This window comes from Helicobacter burdigaliensis (genome assembly GCF_003670295.1).
Taxonomy (GTDB): Bacteria; Campylobacterota; Campylobacteria; order Campylobacterales; family Helicobacteraceae; genus Helicobacter_D; species Helicobacter_D burdigaliensis.
This window is the reverse complement of the sequence record NZ_QXJG01000006.1, coordinates 66,963-81,878: the sequence shown is the minus strand read 5'-3', so window position 1 is coordinate 81,878 and position 14,916 is coordinate 66,963. Positions and strand designations below refer to the sequence as shown.

General features: G+C 34.2%; 13 protein-coding genes. All 13 read right to left on the bottom strand.

Features of this window, described 5'->3' with window-relative positions:
- Positions 1–544 precede the first annotated feature (544 nt).
- On the bottom strand, positions 545–1,297 hold the full coding sequence (gene murI, locus EBF09_RS04000) for a glutamate racemase (protein ID WP_121763846.1): 753 nt from the start codon (positions 1,295–1,297) through the stop codon (positions 545–547).
- 1 nt (position 1,298) lies between these two features.
- The gene (gene rho, locus EBF09_RS03995; protein WP_121763845.1) at positions 1,299–2,627 is read right to left on the bottom strand and encodes a transcription termination factor Rho; all 1,329 of its coding nucleotides are present in this window, start codon (positions 2,625–2,627) and stop codon (positions 1,299–1,301) included.
- A 245-nt stretch (positions 2,628–2,872) separates the two neighbouring features.
- Entirely contained in the window at positions 2,873–4,354 is a 1,482-nt protein-coding gene (nuoN, locus tag EBF09_RS03990; RefSeq protein ID WP_121763844.1) for an NADH-quinone oxidoreductase subunit NuoN, read from the bottom strand.
- The gene (locus EBF09_RS03985; RefSeq protein WP_121763843.1) at positions 4,354–5,886 is read right to left on the bottom strand and encodes an NADH-quinone oxidoreductase subunit M; all 1,533 of its coding nucleotides are present in this window, start codon (positions 5,884–5,886) and stop codon (positions 4,354–4,356) included. Before EBF09_RS03985 ends, nuoN begins: the two co-directional genes overlap by 1 nt.
- A 3-nt stretch (positions 5,887–5,889) precedes the next feature.
- Positions 5,890–7,728, bottom strand: coding sequence for an NADH-quinone oxidoreductase subunit L (nuoL, locus tag EBF09_RS03980; RefSeq protein WP_121763842.1), 1,839 nt, complete (start codon positions 7,726–7,728; stop codon positions 5,890–5,892).
- Positions 7,729–7,730: 2 nt separating this feature from the next.
- Complete coding sequence (nuoK, locus tag EBF09_RS03975; protein WP_121763841.1) at positions 7,731–8,033, bottom strand: NADH-quinone oxidoreductase subunit NuoK; 303 nt, start codon at positions 8,031–8,033, stop codon at positions 7,731–7,733.
- Positions 8,030–8,578 (bottom strand): NADH-quinone oxidoreductase subunit J, encoded by a 549-nt coding sequence (locus tag EBF09_RS03970; protein ID WP_121763840.1) that lies wholly within the window; start codon positions 8,576–8,578, stop codon positions 8,030–8,032. The genes nuoK and EBF09_RS03970 overlap by 4 nt, the downstream gene beginning before the upstream one ends.
- Positions 8,571–9,182 carry an NADH-quinone oxidoreductase subunit NuoI gene (nuoI, locus tag EBF09_RS03965; RefSeq protein WP_121763839.1) on the bottom strand — a complete coding sequence of 204 codons (612 nt, stop codon included), beginning with the start codon at positions 9,180–9,182 and terminating at the stop codon, positions 8,571–8,573. The genes EBF09_RS03970 and nuoI overlap by 8 nt, the downstream gene beginning before the upstream one ends.
- Positions 9,182–10,177, bottom strand: a complete 996-nt coding sequence (gene nuoH, locus EBF09_RS03960) for an NADH-quinone oxidoreductase subunit NuoH (RefSeq protein WP_121763838.1) — start codon at positions 10,175–10,177, stop codon at positions 9,182–9,184. The genes nuoI and nuoH overlap by 1 nt, the downstream gene beginning before the upstream one ends.
- Positions 10,174–12,645 carry an NADH-quinone oxidoreductase subunit G gene (locus tag EBF09_RS03955; protein WP_121763851.1) on the bottom strand — a complete coding sequence of 824 codons (2,472 nt, stop codon included), beginning with the start codon at positions 12,643–12,645 and terminating at the stop codon, positions 10,174–10,176. Before EBF09_RS03955 ends, nuoH begins: the two co-directional genes overlap by 4 nt.
- 5 nt (positions 12,646–12,650) lie before the next feature.
- Positions 12,651–13,457 carry a hypothetical protein gene (locus EBF09_RS03950; protein ID WP_121763837.1) on the bottom strand — a complete coding sequence of 269 codons (807 nt, stop codon included), beginning with the start codon at positions 13,455–13,457 and terminating at the stop codon, positions 12,651–12,653.
- Positions 13,454–13,687, bottom strand: coding sequence for an NADH-ubiquinone oxidoreductase subunit E family protein (locus tag EBF09_RS03945; RefSeq protein WP_121763836.1), 234 nt, complete (start codon positions 13,685–13,687; stop codon positions 13,454–13,456). The genes EBF09_RS03950 and EBF09_RS03945 overlap by 4 nt, the downstream gene beginning before the upstream one ends.
- On the bottom strand, positions 13,684–14,916 hold the full coding sequence (nuoD, locus tag EBF09_RS03940) for an NADH dehydrogenase (quinone) subunit D (protein WP_121763835.1): 1,233 nt from the start codon (positions 14,914–14,916) through the stop codon (positions 13,684–13,686). Before nuoD ends, EBF09_RS03945 begins: the two co-directional genes overlap by 4 nt.

Below are 14,916 nucleotides of genomic sequence, written 5' to 3'. Positions count from 1 at the left end.
TTTATAGGGAGGAATAAAAAGATAAGAAAGAGAATGGGAGAGAAATTTATAGGGGAAAGATTTAGAGGTTGGAGGGAAAGGGGGGATTGGAGAGTTAGGATAAACAAAAGCAAGGAGAGAAAAGCAAAAAGATAAAACACACTCTAGATATTATTTTTTAGTATATACAATATAAAAACTTGTAAGTTAGCAAAATATCTCAGGCTGAATAGTCCGGAGTGCTTGCTTATTAGTTTTCTTAACCTAAAAACAAAATAATACTAATTATACTAAAAACATTTCAAGATAGTATTATACTAATATAAAATTCTTTGCAATATATCACGATGCTCTAGCAAGTTTAATCTATACTTAAATAATAAATAAATTAAATTTTAACCAAAAAAAAACTAAACAATAAAGCTCTCATTTTCACAAATAAAAAGTATATTACTTAAATATTTTTCAATAAGATTGTTGCATAAGTATAAGATTGGAAATAAAAATTATTTCGTTTATATCGTAAGAAATAGGAAGTTCTACAATCAATATAGACAAGAATCCATTAATATTTTAGCCATAATTTCGCAGTTTTTTCTACTTTTTCTACACTATCACTTGCAAAAAAACTTATTTTTGTTTGTTGTTTTGCATTTTCCAAAATATAAAACTTCTCTAAATACTCCACAATCGCTTCTCCTGAATGTATTAAAAGAGGTTCATTATTAAAATAGTTTGAAATAGCTTCTTTAATAAGTGGAAAATGGGTGCAACCTAAAATAATCGCCTCTGGCTTTTGTAAATCCTTAAAATAATAATCCATACATTCTCCTAAAAGCTTTCCGCTAAATACCCCCTCTTCCACAAGTGGCACAAAAAGGCTTGTTGCTTTTGCTTCTAGATTTTTATACCCCTTGTAATTTAGCAATTCTTGATAAAGATTGCTTGTAATTGTAGCTTTTGTGCCTAAAATTAAAATTTTGGCTTGTGGATTTGAGATCTTATTTTGTAAAGCTAAAACCCCCGGCTCTATCACACCCACAACTGGATAATTTGCATTTTTTTGCATGGCTTCTAGTCCATAAGCACTCACAGTGTTGCAAGCCACAACTAGCAAATCTAAATCAAATTTTTTAAAAAATCCAAGCGCCTCTAACGAACAATTAGCAATAACTTCTCTGCTCCTTGTGCCATAAGGAACTCTTGCTGTATCTCCATAATAAATAATTTCTTGAAATTTTTTAGTTTCTAGTAGATTTTTTAAAACGCTAAGCCCCCCTACTCCGCTATCAAAGACACCAATCCTCTTTGGAGTCATCTTAATCCTTTGCACTATCATTCATCATATTTAAAAACTCTTCATTATCCTTTGATTTTTGCATTTGAGAATAAAGGAAAGTTAAAGCTTCTATTTCGTTATTCATTTGATGAATTGCATTACGCAATACCCAAACTTTTTGCAATCTATCATTGCCAAGTAATAATTCTTCTTTTCTTGTTCCACTTTTTAGAATATCCATAGCAGGATAGATTCTACGCTCTGCGATATTTCTTGCTAACACAATCTCACTATTACCCGTCCCTTTAAACTCTTCAAAAATTACTTCATCCATTCTTGAGCCTGTTTCAATAAGAGCTGTGGCAATAATAGTAAGCGAACCACCTTTTTCTATATTTCTTGCAGCTCCAAAGAATCGCTTTGGTTTATGCAACGCATTTGCATCTACACCACCACTTAACACTTTACCACTACTTGGAGTTGCGGTATTGTAAGCTCTTGCAAGACGCGTAATAGAATCTAATAAAATCACAACATCTTTTCCCATCTCAACCATTCTCTTTGCTTTTTCTACTACGAGTTCTGCTACACGCGTATGGTTGATTGCAGGCATATCAAATGTAGAGCTATAAACCTCACCTTTAACACTTCTTTCCATATCTGTAACTTCTTCTGGACGCTCATCAATAAGCAAAACGATTAAATCAATTTCTGGATGATTATGCGTAATCCCATAAGCAAGCTCTTTCATAAGCTCTGTTTTACCCGTCCTTGGAGGAGCTACGATAAGCGCTCTCTGCCCTTTTCCAATAGGAGAAAACAAATCTAGCATTCTTCCTGTGATTTTAAAGCTATTATATTCAAGCTTAATTTGCTCCGTTGGGAATAATGGAGTTAAATTGTCAAAAAGAGGTCTATTCTTCATCTCTTCTGGAGATTGATAATTAATCGCTTCCACTTTCAAAAGTGCATAATAACGCTCTTGATCTTTAGGAGAACGCACTTGTCCTGTAACAATATCCCCATTTCTTAATGCAAAGCGACGGATTTGCGTATTACTTACATAAGCATCATTTTGTGTTCCCGAAAAATTCTCATCAATCGCACGCAAAAATCCATAACCCTCTTGTGTAATCTCTAAAATCCCTGTAAAAAGTATAAAGCCACCCTTACTTACTTGTGTTTTTAAAATTTCAAAAATCAGCTCTTGGCGCAAAAATTCCTGTGGATTTTCAATCCCTAAAGATTTAGCAATATCTGCAAGCTTATTAATTGGTAAAGATCGCAACTCTTCAATGGTATGCCCCTCTACGGGTGTATGCGTTCTTGTTTTACTATAGTCTTTTTTATACTCTTTATTTTCGCCCATCTTATCCCTTTGGTGATTTCTGCAAAGCCTAAGAAGATTATATTTAAGTAAAATGAATTTGTAAAACTTGTGGCACTTTTGCTCTCGCAAAAGCTTCCTAGCAGTTTCTTAAAATTTTGCAGTTTGAAAAAGTAATGGTGTAATTTTATTCTAAAATATTTCCCTTGTCAAGTTTTATTCCCAAAAAAGCTTCTTAAAACCCCTTAAGGCCCCCAAAAAGTAGCCTTAAATTTAATTATCTGAAACTACAAATAATAAAATACTGATCCAATAATTAATATCAAAGTATCCAAATAAAAAATCGCAAAACTAGACAATATCGCAGCAATCGCCATAATGATCTTTAAAGGCAATGTAGCATTTTGCGTATAAAGCTCTCCATTTTCTACAAGAGGTTCTTTTAAAAACATATATACAATTAATTTTAAATAATAATATGCCGCAATAGCACTATTTATAGCCATTATACAAGCTAGGAAAATATAACCATTAGAAATAGCAACACGCATAATCTCTAGCTTCCCAAAAAATACCGAAAAAGGCGGAATCCCCGCTAAAGAAAGCATAAAAATCCCCATAATCACAGCAATAATAGGCGAAGTTTTAATGAGTCCTGAAAATTTTTCATAAGGGTGGTCGTAGCGTTTATCCCACATCTGCTCTTTTGTGCGTGATACCCATAGCATAGAAAATGCACCAAGATTTGCAAACAAAAACAAAAACCAATACATAAAAAGAGCCATATAAGCTCCCTCACCTATTAAAATAGCACTAAAAACAAAACCCGCATGAGAAATAGAGCTATATGCAAGCATTCTTTTTACATCGCTTTGCACTAAGGCTACTAAATTTGGATAAGTGATTGTAATAACTACAAGTGCATAAAAAAGATATTGCACACCCTCATTTGGCAAAAAGAGACTTAAGATTCTAAGCGCCACCACAAAACCAGCAATTTTAGGCACGATAGACATAAATCCTGCTAAAAAGGCATTAGAACCCTCATATACATCGGGCGTCCAAGTATGAAAAGGCACTAACGATAGCTTAAACCCTAAAGAAGTTATAAAAAATGCCATAGAGGCAAAAAGTAAAATTTGATTTTTTCCACTCTCTTGTAGCTCTAAAACTTCCCAAATTGCACCAATTTCTAAATGCCCAGTTGCCAGATAAAGTAACATCGCACCAAATGCAAAAGCAGCCGCGCTTAAAGCTCCCATTACAAAATACTTAATAGAAGATTCAAAAGAAGTCCTGCGATTATGCATTGCAATTAGCGTATAGAGTGCCAAAGAAGCTGTTTCTAAACCTAAGAAAATCACAATTAAATGTGTGCTTGAAACCATAAAGGCAAATCCAGCACACATAAATAAAAAGAGAGCATAAAATTCATAATAAGAAAAATCATGGAATTTTTTAGAAGTAAGCGTAAGAGGCAAAAACAATAAAGCAGCAAGCAAAATAATCACCAATCCTAAAAATGCAAAAGAATCAATCACTATCATTCCATAAAATGCACTAACGCCACTCACCCCATCTACAAACATCAAAGAACCCAAAGACAATCCTAAAAATATCAAAGAAAGCACCACATAAAGCTGTTTGTTTGTGTTTTTTAGGCACATTCCCACTATGAGTTCTATTAGTGCACCCACAAGCAAAATAAGCATAGGCACTATACTTACAAAATTTAATTCTGCTAATGAAAAAGTTGGTGTTGCTAACATTAATTTGCCCCCCACATTTCTTCAAGATTATTTTTGGTTTTTTCTATAAATTCTTTTGTGGATTCTTCACTAATGCGTGAATCTACAAGCATAATCACTTCTTTTACACCTTTATCTATGGGAGTTAATATAGGTTTTGGATACACTCCAAGCCATGCTACAATCACCACTAAAGGCACAAGCACACTCCACTCTCGCGAACTTAAATCTTTTAAGGTCAAATTTGCTTCATTACTAACTTTACCAAAAAACATTTTACGATAAAGGTTTAACATATAAATCGCACCTACGATAATGCTTAATCCTGCGAGTAAAGTCATACTCTTAGAAACTGCAAAAAAACCAAGCAAAGATAAAAACTCCCCAACAAATCCCATTGTTAAAGGAAGTCCAATAGAAGCCATCATCATAAAGCCAAAAATAGCCGCATAGTTTGGCATAACTTTAGCAATCCCACCAAATTCACTAAGCAACTTAGTATGACGACGCTCATAAATCATACCCACCATCATAAACAAAGCCCCACTAATAATTCCATGGCTTAGCATAAAAAATACAGCCCCACTCATACCCTCGCTAACAAAAGAAAAAAGCCCTATCATAATCACACCCATATGTGAAATAGAGCTATATGCAATCACTTGTTTAATATCTTCTTGTCCAAAAGCCACAATCGCCCCATAAATAATCATAATTAAAGACAAAATAGCAATAGGATACACAAATGCCACAGAAGCATCTGGAAAAAGCGGAATGGAGAATCTTAAAAATCCATAAGTCCCCATTTTAAGCAACACTGCAGCTAGGATAATAGAACCAATTGTCGGAGCTTGTCCATGTGCATAAGGCAACCAAGTATGGAATGGAAAAAGTGGAACTTTCACTGCTAATCCACAGAAAAACGCCATAAAAAGCCACATTTGAATATTTTTTGGCATTGCTTCTATACTATACCAATCTAAAAGCGAGAAACTCCAAACACCTGTTGTTTCTGCATAAAAATACGCACAATACAAAATTCCAACAAGCATAATAATAGAACCTAAAAATGTATATAAGAAAAATTTAACCGCCGCATAGATTCTACTTCCACTACCCCATGCACCGATGATATAGAGCATAGGCACTAAGCTTAGCTCCCAAAAGATATAAAACAAAATCATATCAAGCGCACAAAATACGCCTATCATAATCCCTTCTAAAAAAAGTAAGGAGATAATAAGTTTTTTGGTATCTTTTGTTTCATTAAGATAGATAAAGCCTATTAACATAATAAAAGAGCTTAATAAAACTAAAAACAATGAGACTCCATCAATCCCTACTAGATAACTAATTTCATTAAAGGCTATAGGGATTTGTGTAATAAACTGAAAACCACCCTCTTCTAAAGAATATCCTTGCCATAAAAATAAAGTAAAAACAAACTCTAAAAATGCAACCACAACCGCATAAGCTTTAAGATTCTCTTTAATCATCAAGCCCAAAATAGCAGCTAAGAAAGGAAAAAATATAATTAAATTCAATAAATTCATAAGCTATCTCCAAAACACTGCAAACAATAATAAAAGGAATAATCCAAAAGCCATAATCCAAAGCATACTAGAAAGATTCCCACTTTGCACAACGCGTAATCTTTCTCCACTTCCCTCACACATTTTAGCAATACCATCAACAATTGCATCAATCACTTTCTTATCAATCTTTAACCAAGCAAATTTAGATAATCTTTTATAGCTTTGAATAAAAAGCTTATCGTATAAAAGGGGAATATAATATTGATTAAATAAAAGTTTATAAATAAAGGTGTTTTCCCATTTGCTAGAGAAGCCTCCCTTTTTGTATTTAAAAATAGCAAACAAAATCCCACTTAATGCGACAATTAGCGTAATTGCTATTAAAGCATAAAGCACATTTTTGGCTATTTTTGCTTCATATTGGGGTAAAGTCTGCATAACAAAATGATGAAAAATAGGCTCTAAAAATCCTCCAAATACCGCTAAAACCCCAAGAGGAAGCATTGCATAAATCATAAAAGAATAGGCTTCATGGGGGTGTTCTTCATGCTTTCTTTCTCCAAAAAATACAAGCATAATCAGCCTAAAGCTATAAAATGCTGTCAAAAATGCTCCTAAAAGCAACATGCCCCATAAAATATATGCTCCACTATTATATGCCACTTCTAAAATCTTATCTTTCGAGAAAAAACCTGAAAAAGGATAAATACCAGCAAGTGCAATAGAAGCTAAAATCATTAAAATCGCAGTCCATTTCATGCTTTTATAAAGCCCACCCATTTTAGAAATATCAAGCTTATCATTCATAGCATGCATTACATTTCCAGCCCCTAAAAACAACAAAGACTTAAAGAAAGCATGGATTGCAAGATGAAAAAGTGCTATCCAATAAGCCTCTAGCCCAGCAGCCACAAACATATAACCAAGCTGTGAGAGAGTAGAATAAGCAATGATACGCTTTAAATCTCTATTGACTAAAGCCATACTTGCAGCAAATACTGCTACAAATGCACCTAGACTTACAATAGCAAAGCCTACTTCAGGGATTAAAGAATAAAGAGGATTTGCTCTAATCACCAAATAAACCCCAGCAGTTACCATAGTAGCAGCGTGGATTAATGCCGATACAGGTGTGGGACCCTCCATCGCATCTGCCAACCACGTATGCAAAGGGAATTGTGCACTTTTACCCATAGCTCCCACAAAAAGCAATACTCCAATGGCGATTAATAAACCTTTGGGTGCTTCATAAACTTTTGTTAAAACCTCCCCATATTGCAAGCTTCCAAAAGTCCAATAGATTAAAAAGATTCCAAGCAACATTCCAAGATCTGCTATGCGATTAACTATAAAAGCTTCATTTGCAGCAAATGAGGCACTATCTCTATCATACCAAAATCCAATCAACATCCAAGAACAAAGCCCAACACCTTCCCAACCTATAAACAATCCAGCAAAATTATCGCTCATCACTAAAATAAGCATTGAAAAAACAAAAGCACTTAAATAAACAAAAAATCTATTAAAACTTTTATCATGGCTCATATAGCCAATAGCATAAATATGCACACAAAGAGACACTAAAGTAACCACTACCATCATAATGGCACTTACACTATCTACCAAAAAACCAAAAGGGATATATAAAGAGCCAACACTAATCCAATCCATTAGCGTTACACTTAATGCACCTCCTTGATAAACATTCACTAAAAGCAAAAGTGAAGCCACAAAAGAAACACATAGCATTAATGAGGCAAAAACCCCCACAAACTGAAACTTACGCTTACTTGCAAAAGGAATCCCAAACAAACTCCCCACCAAAGGTGCAAAAAGTGCTAAATAAATTATCGTTTCCATCACTAGCCTTTCATAATCTGTAAGTCATCTAAATTTAGACTATGATGTTTTTTATACCAAGCAATCAAAAGTCCTACACCCACTGCTACTTCGCTTGCTGCTACTGCTAAGATAAAAAGAGCAAAGATTTGCCCCCCTAAGTCATTCCAATAATTGCCTACAGCCACTAAACCAACATTTACAGAATTTAGCAAAATCTCCGTAGAGAAGAAAAGCATAAGAAGATTTTTACGCCTTAGCATTCCATAAAGCCCAATTACAAACATTAAACCTGATAAAATTAAATAATGATATAATCCAATCATATCTTTTCTCCTTGCTCTTCTTCTGTTAAGGAATGTTTCATTTCCTTACCTGCTAGAACAATCCCAGCAATCATAGCCACAAGCAACATAATAGCAGCAATTTCAAAAGGAATTAAGAATTTCACAAAAATCACATAGCCTATTTGTTCTACATTGCCAACACCCTCCATTACTTTAGAAGCCACTTGTAAATCTTGCATATTTAAACTTGCAACAGGAGCTAAAAAAATCACTAAAAGCAAAAGGGCAATCCCGCCACTTAGCAAAAATACAAGTTTAGGATTTTTAACGCTTTGGGATTCTAATTTTTGCGTATCAAAAAGCATCATAGCAAAAGCATATAAAGCCACAACTGCTCCTGTGTAAATAATAATCTGTGCCACTCCTAAAAATTCCGCATTTAATAAAAAGAAAAATGCAGAAATAAAAATCAAACCCGCTGCTAGAGAGCTTAAGGCATAGAGGATATTATTTGTAGTAACCACTACTAAAAACATACTAAGACTTAAGGCACTAAAAGTATAAAATGCGATTGTTTCAAGCATTTTCTTCCTCCTTTTTTTCTTCTAAATATTTTAAAGGAGTAGCTTTAATCTTACTATCTGCATCTTCGCTTACACAGCCCACTCCATTAAACTCTTCATCTTCTCTTTGCAAAACTCTATCAATAGGAGTTAGCATATCAGATTTAAGCGCAAAAGAAGCCCTCTGCTCGCTTGCATTCTCATATCTTTTTCCATGCACAATAGCAAGTTCAGGACACACTTCAGCACACAATCCACAATAAATGCAACGCCCAAAATTAATGCTATATTCTACAACCTTCTTGCGTTTATCCTCTCCATAAAGAGTTTCCATTCTAATACAATTTGATACACAAATTTTCTCACAAAGCCCACAACCAATGCATCGTTCATTCCCGCTTTCTAATAAGCGTTTTAACTCATGCACTGCCCTATATCTTGGACTTAAAGGAAGTTTTTCTAAAGGATATTTTACGGTATGGATTTGTGCTTTACACATCTCTTTAAACACAAGCCAAAGCCCCACAAACAATTCACCCTTTAAAGCTCTATTCCAAAATCTTACAAAGCGTTCTGTATTATTAAGAGGCGCTTTATCTTCATAAATTTTTTTATAGTTTATCATTACATACCTCCTAAAATCACAAAACCACTTACAAGCACATTTAAAAGTGCTAAAGGAAATAGCACACGCCAACAAAGCCCCATAAGCTGATCAGGTCTTACATGAGGAAAAGCAGCCCTAGCCCACATAAATAAAAAGATTAAAAACATCACTTTTAAAATAATTGCTAAGCCTCCTGGGATAAACCACAATGGATTAAAACCACCCAAAAAGATTAAAGAAATAATAAAAGAGAGCAAAATCATACTTGCATACTCCCCTATAAAAAACATTCCCCAACGCATTCCTGCATATTCTGTAGCATACCCTGCGACAATCTCTGCTTCATGCTCCAATAAATCAAAAGGCGTTCTATTAAGCTCTGCATATCCTGCAAATAAAAAGAGGATAAAAGCTAAAGGTTGTGAAAAAATAAGCCAGTTACTAATCCCTCCACTTTGATAATCATTAATCTCAATTAATGAAAGCGAGCCCACAAGCATAATAGGTGCTAAAAGTGAAAGCCCTGAAACCACTTCAAAGCTAAGAAGTTGCACCGCAGCCCTAGCAGCACCTAATAAAGACCATTTACTATTTGCACTCATTCCAGCTAAAAGTGGCCCATAAATACTAGCTGCACCCACTCCAAGCACAAACAAAATTCCCACATTAATATCTGAAATAATAGGATTAATCGTGCGTCCAAAAACTTCAAAAGAAGGGAAAAATGGCACAGGAGCCATTGCTATAAAAGCACATGCTGCAGTAATTACAGGTGCTATTCTAAAAATAAGGCAATTTGCCGCACTTGGAACAATATCTTCTTTTGTAAAAAGCTTAATTCCATCGGCTAAAATTTGCAAGATTCCAAAAGGACCTACTAAGTTTGGCCCAAGTCTTCTTTGAAAAAAGGCTAAAAGCTTTCTTTCTATATAAGTTGCAAATCCAGCAAGTGCAGAAAAAACTAACACTACCAAGAATATTTTAATCAAAGTTTCTATTATATAAGCTATCATGATTTTACCTTTATTGTAGCCTTAGCATAACGCGATTGTGGAAAATATTTAGATTCATCAAACTCGCACATTCCTAAGGCCAAAAATTCACCTTCCATTCCCTCATCAATCACAACTTTGGTTGCAATGCTTTCAAGATTTGCAAACTCCACTTCTACATTATCGTTTTCTTTTAGTTTTAGCTTTTCTGCCATACTTTGAGAAACTTGCAAACCATTTTTACTCTTTAAAATACTGCTTTGCAAAGTGAGTGGCGAAAAATGAGCCACTCCATTCCTTGAATAAAGATTAAATTCTTCTAAAGGCTCTAATTCCACTTTTTCTATATCTAATTCTATTCTTTCAAACTCATTGTGTAAAAGATAGCCTCTAATTTCACTCCCATCATTTAAAAATCCATGCTCTAAGCTATCATATTCTACTTCTTTAAAGCCAGATTGTATAGGCAAGCTTCTTGTGTAATCTATGGTATTTTCACATTCTAGCCCAAGCTCTTTTGCTAAATCATTAAGCTCATATCCTTCATACTTAAAAGCAGGATTAATAGGTACAACACGCTTATCTACATTTACAAAAGTCCCCTCTTGCTCGTTTAAATAAGGTAAGATTAAAGCATTATCCTCTTCATATCCTATTTTATAATCACCCTTTGTATTATAACCTATACAATAGCCTTGTGCTTCTCTTTCTAGTTCACAAATTAAAGAGATTCCAAGTGCGTTTGTGCTAGGTGGTAAAAGCAGGATTTTAACATCACTTAAAAGCTCAATAAAGCCCAAGATTCTTGCGATATTGATTGCATTTTTTGTCCCATAAAGATCAAATCCTGCTACTAAAACAGGTGCTTTTGCACTTTGTAAAATTTCTTTAATCTTAAAAATTTCTTCTCCTATTTGACAATACTCTAAAATCTTACTACTTAAGACTTCAATTTCTTTGCTAATCTTTTTAACCTCTTCTTTTTCTTCATAGACTATCTCACCCTTTTCATCTAAAAGAGGCTCTCCATTTTCATCAAGCTTTTGTATTTTAATCTTTTCTTTAATTTCCTCTTGTAAAGTCTTTTTAGTGATAATTTCATAGCGTTTAATCTCTTCTTTTAGGCTTTTTGGCATTTTCTCCTCTTTTATGCAAAGACTTGCCAAAAGCAATGCAAAAGCTTCTTCGCTTTGTGGTTTATAAACGCTATTTATTAAATTTGTGCTTTTAACAAATTTATTTACCACCACATCCATTTGAGTGTGAAAATAGGCTAGATTAGAACCTTTATTCATCTTAAGTGCATTATTAATACTATGCGTGATTACAGGCATATCATAGCTTAATGCACCTCCAAAACACATTATAAAATCACTTTTTTTAATCTCTTCTTGATTTGCACTTCCTAAACTTCCACTTACATTTTTAAATTCTTTTAAAAATTGCTGAAAATAAAAGGCTTCATCACATACTAAAGTATAGTTGTGTTTTTCTCTTAATTTCTGCAAAATCAAGGCTTCCTCATTAGTAATATTTCCCAAAAATTTTATACTTTTTGCTTCTTTTAAAGCTGCAAGAGTAGCATTAAAACTTGCTTTATCCTTTGTGATACCTTGATGATTAAACTCATAGGCAAATCTTCCCGCAGGACAAAGTGTAGCAAAGTTCCAATCACTACTTACCCTATAAATCTTATCTTTTCCTCCGCCAATTCTTTCATGCTTTACTTCATAATTTAGCGCACATGCATTTGCACAGTGGATACAGCTACTAGGTATTTTACTTAGCTCCCAAGCATTTGAGCTGTATTGAAAATGGCTTACCCCTAATGCACCCACAGGACACACACTCGCACATTCTCCACAATCTTGACATTCCCCTTCTCCACTTAATCCAATAATAGATTTTTTAAACTTAGTCCATACACTAAAAGCATCTTTTGGCATACTTTCTTTATATTCTTTAGGAGGCATTTCTCCATCTTTTTTAAGTGCTTTAATATAAGATTTTCCTATTTTATCTTTACAAAGCGTTACACAACGCTCACACAAAATACACAAATTTGGATCATAAGCAGTCTGCCCCCAAGAATCAAAGCTTCTATATTCATCTTTCATCGCATATTCTTGATTATTTACGCCTACATAATGTGTATAATTTTGTAATTCACATTCCCCGCTCTTATCACATACGCCACATTGAAGTGGATGATTTACATCATAAGCTTGCATAATTGCTTTGCGTTCTTCTTCTATTTCTTTGGTATTTACCAAAACACTCATTCCCTCTTTTACTTTAGCGTTACAAGCATACACTCTTTTACCATCAGCTTCTACCATACACATCTTACATGCTAAAGTTGGAGAAGAACAACTAAGATAACAAATCGCAGGGATAAAAACTCCATTTGCTCTAGCAGCATTCAAAATACTCTCACCCTCATTTGCAAGAATCTCTTGTCCTTCAATGATTAGTTTTACTTTATCCATTCTTGCTACCTCTCTATTTTGCAATAACATAATTTTTCACTATTTTTAGGAAGCCAAAGAATAGCTACCATACCTTTTATTTGCGGATTCTCTTTAAATTCTACTTCTAAAGTTTTATCTAATTTTGGTAATTTAATAGTATATTTAGAACCCTCTTGCATCTTACTAACAAGCCTAAACTGCCCTGAAGCTTCTAAAAGAGGATTTTGTAGCTCTTTGTTTTCTTGCAAATATACCACAAGTCCATCCATACTAGATACTTCAATATCGCATAAAATTTTTTCTTTTTTAAGCGGTGGTTTATTTGTAGCTTCCAACATTCCTAAAAACACAATTTTAACTTTAGAATTACTTGAAATAAAGGCTAAGATTCTAGCTAAAGCTACAAAATCTTTAGCATTATAAAAATCCTTGCCTACAACTAAATATTGATTTTCTCCTGTGCCAAACTCTTTTAAAATCGTCTCTAGTTCTTCTTCAGCTAAATTACTCTCTGAAGAAAGATAGCCCACATCTACATCTAGTGCATTTTTATCTTGCACTAAAAAATGTGCTAAAAGTAGCAAAAGTGCCTCTTCACATTCACACTCATACAAGCAATGCTCTATTTTAGGATAAGGATTTAAAAACAAAGGATGAAAGAGAAAGGCTTTTTTATATTCTTTATCCTTTAAGAGTTTATAAAGATTCTCTACAAAATCCCCTACCAAAAGCAAACTATCCGTTTTTTTACACTCTTTTTCAAAGCTTGAAGTTCCTAAAAACTCCCCACCATTTTCTAAAAAGGTTTGCAAAAACTTCTCTTTGCTCATTGTGCTACCCTTTTTACTACAATCGTCCAATCTACTTCATTAAAGCGCAAAGAGTTTAAAAGCTCATTTTGAGTTTTTTTCACTACATCTGCACTTTTTTGCACATTTGCAAAATCTTCTACACTAAATAAGAAAATCCCTACTTCATTGATTGCCAAGTCTTCTTTGATTAGCTCCTCTAAACGCTCTAAAAAATCGTTTTTTAAATGCCTTAAATCAAATCTTTTCATCGATCAATCTCCCCAAAAACAATATTCGTATTTCCAATAATCGTAACCACATCTGCTAAATAATGTCCGGGCAGTAAATCTTGCAAAACACCTGTGTGAAAAAAGCTAGGAGTTCGCATTTTTACCCTATAAGGATAAGGCTCTCCCTCTGATTTAATAAAAAATCCAAGCTCACCTTTTGGAGATTCTGTTGGCACATACACTTCGCCAACAGGAGGACGCATACCTTGTGTTACAAGCACAAAATGTTGCATTAAAGAATAATTTTGTGTCATAATCTGCTCTTTAGGTGCTGAAAAATAACGCGTATCTTCACACATTAAAAGAGTATCGCTTGTTTGCTTGTATTTATCAATGAGTTGATAAAGAATCCTTATGCTTTGTCGCATTTCTTCCATATAGAGCAAATATCGCCCATAGCTATCACAGCTACTTGCTGTTGGCACGTCAAAGCTAAGCTCATCATAAAGCTCATAAGGCTCTTCTTTTCTTATATCCCACTCTATTCCGCTACCTCGCAAAAAAACCCCACTTAATCCCCAGCTTTTTGCCATCTCTTTATCTACAACACCTACATTTTCTAACCGCATTCTCCAAATACGATTCTCACTTAAAATCCCTTCATACAAAGCAATTTGCTCGGGCAATGAATCTAAGAAATGCTTTAATTTATCACACCAATCTTGTGGTAAATCTAAAGGCACACCCCCTATTCTAATGCTAGAATGTGTAAGCCTTGCCCCACAATAATCCTCTATTAAATCAATAGCAAACTCCCTTTCTCTAAAGCAATAAAGAAAAATACTCATAGCCCCTACATCTAGTGCATGTGTTGCAAGCCAAAATAAATGTGAGATAATGCGATTTAACTCTAAAAGCATAGTTCTAATCACTTTAGCTCTTCGTGGCACTTCAACTCCCAAAAGCTTCTCAACACTCAAAGCAAAAGCATAATTATTAGAGCTTGCTGCGATATAATCCATTCTATCTGTGGTTGGCAAAAACTCATTATAAATCATATTTTCTGCCATTTTTTCCATTCCACGATGCAAATAACCCACATCAGGAGTAGCTTTAATGACTTTTTCCCCTTCTAGCTCCAAAATAAGCCTTAGCTGTCCATGTGCGCTTGGATGTTGGGGACCAAAATTCACCACCATCATACTATCGCTAATTCTATCAAACGCAACATTCTCATAATAGGGCATTAATTTATTGGGTTGTTGCAT